This window comes from Candidatus Eisenbacteria bacterium, from assembly GCA_013140805.1.
Taxonomy (GTDB): domain Bacteria; phylum Eisenbacteria; class RBG-16-71-46; order RBG-16-71-46; family RBG-16-71-46; genus JABFRW01.
On record JABFRW010000011.1, the window covers coordinates 1 to 2712 of the forward strand.

A 2712-nucleotide genomic window follows, 5' to 3' on the forward strand; every position below is an offset into this window, starting at 1 on the left:
GGGAAGCGATCGCACGCCTGAAAGCGAACGGTGCCGATGCCGTCGTCCTCGGATGCACGGAGCTTCCCCTTGATCGTGAACGATGCGAACTCGCCGCTGCCGACGCTCGATTCGTCGCGCCTGCTGCCGCGGGCGGCGCTGCACCGCGCGGTCCAAACCGAGTCATGAGCGGCGCACGCGCGGGGCAGCCACGCACCATTGCCCCGCGCACGCCTTCGCGAGCGCCGTAAGCGCAATGCGTGGCGTCTCGGGATCGACCCACCGCCAGGTGGCAGCTCGTTGCGTCGCGGGCGCCAGTGCTCCGCGCCACATTTCGACGGTGATGCGCCGGTGCGTGATCGTGTGGCGCACCTCGAGGTCGCTGCGCTCGAGCCGGGCCGTGATTCCGAGGCGCGAGAGTTCGGCGGCGAGCGCACGGCGCACCCGGGCGTGCTCGGTGCTCGGCGTGCGGCTCGCGCGTGCGGGGTCGATCTCGACCCCCGGCGGTTCCCAGAGGCCCTCGAGGACTCCTCGGCCACGCTTGGCCACTAGCAGCTTCCCGTCGCGTTCGATTACGGCCACGGCGCGCCGCACGGCTTCAGTCGCGCGACGCGCTTCGACGGGCGGGAACTCCTCGACGCGACCGAGCGCATGCGCGCGGCACCAGCGCCGCACCGGGCAGCGCTCGCAGGCAGGTGCCACCGGCTTGCAGACCGTCGCACCCAGCTCCATGAGCGCCTGATTCCAGTCCCCGGCCCCGCGCGCAGGCACCAGCGCCGCGGCGCGCGCCCATAGTTCGCGTGCACCCCGCGGTTCTCGCACTGAGAACGATAGCGCTTCGAACCGCGACAGGACGCGCGCCACGTTGCCGTCAAGAACCGGCAGAGGCAGGTCGAAACTGATCGAAAGCACGGCACCGGTGGTGTAACGACCGACGCCGGGCAGACGTTCGAAAGCAGCGGGGTCGCGGGGCACTACTCCCCCATGCTCGCGCACCACCTGGCGCGCGGCGGCATGGAGGTTTCGCGCCCGACGGTAGTAGCCGAGTCCGGACCACGCGGCGAGCACCTGATCGAGCCGCGCGCTTGCGAGTCGCTCGAGACTGGGAAATCTTGCGAGAAACGCTCGGTAATGTGGCGTCGCGGTCGCGACCTGGGTTTGCTGAAGCATGACCTCGGACACCCAGATCCGATAAGGATCGCGATTTTCTCGCCACGGAAGCGGGCGCCGGTGCATCCCATACCAGCGCAAAAGCGCAGCACCCCACACGGGGCGTCCGGGTTTGTTAAGCATCGCGCCGGGGGCCGCCGGGCGTCGGGGCGAGTTCAATGAGGGGGCGAGAGGGCACATGAGCGATCGCGGGCACATCCGAGCGGATTTCGAACGCCTCGTCAAGGGGCCCGAGGACTCGCTCGACCTGGCGCGCGCCGCGCTGCTGGTGGCCGCCGAGTCCGATCCGAACGTGGACATCGACGCCCAGCTCCACACCCTCGAATCGTGGGCCTCCGAGCTGCGCGCGCGTCTTCAGCCGGACTGGAACAACCTTCAGAAGCTCGCGCGCCTCCGCAACTTCGTCTACGAAGAGCTGGGATTTCGTGGCGAGCACCGCGACTACTACAGCCCCAAGAACTCGCTGCTTCACGAAGTCATTCAGAACCGAACCGGCATTCCACTCACGTTGAGCATCGTGTTCATGGAATTGGGCTGGCGGATCGGCATGCCTCTCGAGGGCGTGGGCTTCCCGAGTCACTTCCTGGTGCGTCTGGCAGGAGAGCCCGGCGATCTGCTGCTCGACCCGTATCGCGACGGCTGTTCGGTGTCGCTCGAGGAGTGCCGCGGCATGCTGGAGCAGGCGTCAGGCGGGCGTCTGTCGTTCGACGAGGCGTTGCTCGCGTCGACATCCAAGCGCGAGACGATCGTGCGATTGCTCATGAACCTGAAGGGCGCCTACCTGCGTGCGAATCGCGACGAAGAGGCGCTTCTCGCGGTCGATCGGCTGCTGGTGATCCACCCGGGCGATCCGAACGAAGTGCGCGATCGAGGCCTGCTGCTCTATCGCCTGCGTCGCTACGGCTCCGCGTTCGATGCGTTGCGGAACTATCTCGAGGCCCGTCCCGAGGCCGAGGATCGCGAGTCGATCGCGCAGCATCTCGACGCGTTGCGACGACTCATCGCCGAGCTCAACTAGTCGCGTCTCGGCAGCGCGCTCGCGTCCTTGAGGTTCGGCGTCGGGGTCTGGCCGCCCGTCCACGCGCACTGCATCACGACACCGCAGCGCGGACACTCGAGTCGCAGGCCGGAACCCTCGTCGGCGCTCGACATCCAGCGCTCGACCTTCGAGTTGCAACCCGGCGTGTAGCACAGGTAGACGCAGATCGGCATCGCTTCTCCTCGCGGTGGCTCTCTCAGCGCGTGGCGGGCGGCACCTCGCCGAACCGAAACGCATGCAGCGTGATTCCCGGTGCACTCGGTGACAGCTTCAAACGCTTCTCGTGCCGACCCGCGCGCCGCACATCGTAGAGTCTCGGCGCATCGACCTCGACATAGGAGGCGCCGCGTTCGTCGAAACGCACGTCGGCGCCGGCGGCTTCGCGCGCGAACCACTCGTCCTGATCGAGCAGCCACACCCGCGCAGCACTCCCGGCCGGCGGACTCATCACGACTCCGAGCGGGCGGCCATCGTAGCGGAACGCGATGAAGTTGTCCGCTCCACCGCGTGCCGCCGTGACTCCG

At 68.1% G+C, this 2712-nt stretch carries 4 protein-coding genes and 1 pseudogene; 2 read left to right on the forward strand and 3 right to left on the reverse strand.

Annotated features, from left to right (window positions below; all coding sequences use genetic code 11):
• Positions 1 to 71: pseudogene (locus HOP12_01175) on the forward strand (aspartate/glutamate racemase family protein).
• A 91-nt stretch (positions 72 to 162) separates the two neighbouring features.
• Here the strand turns inward: HOP12_01175 and mutY are convergent.
• Positions 163 to 1272 carry an A/G-specific adenine glycosylase gene (gene mutY, locus HOP12_01180; GenBank protein NOT32759.1) on the reverse strand — a complete coding sequence of 370 codons (1110 nt, stop codon included), beginning with the start codon at positions 1270 to 1272 and terminating at the stop codon, positions 163 to 165.
• Positions 1273 to 1327: 55 nt separating this feature from the next.
• Between mutY and HOP12_01185 the strand changes: the two genes are divergently transcribed.
• Positions 1328 to 2167, forward strand: coding sequence for a tetratricopeptide repeat protein (locus HOP12_01185; GenBank protein NOT32760.1), 840 nt, complete (start codon positions 1328 to 1330; stop codon positions 2165 to 2167).
• Here the strand turns inward: HOP12_01185 and HOP12_01190 are convergent.
• Together HOP12_01190 and HOP12_01195 are read right to left on the reverse strand one after the other, a co-directional pair.
• Entirely contained in the window at positions 2164 to 2361 is a 198-nt protein-coding gene (locus tag HOP12_01190; protein ID NOT32761.1) for a hypothetical protein, read from the reverse strand. The genes HOP12_01185 and HOP12_01190 overlap by 4 nt on opposite strands.
• A 23-nt stretch (positions 2362 to 2384) precedes the next feature.
• Positions 2385 to 2712, reverse strand: a 328-nt coding sequence (locus HOP12_01195; protein ID NOT32762.1) for a hypothetical protein, incomplete at its 5' end; no start/stop codon positions are given.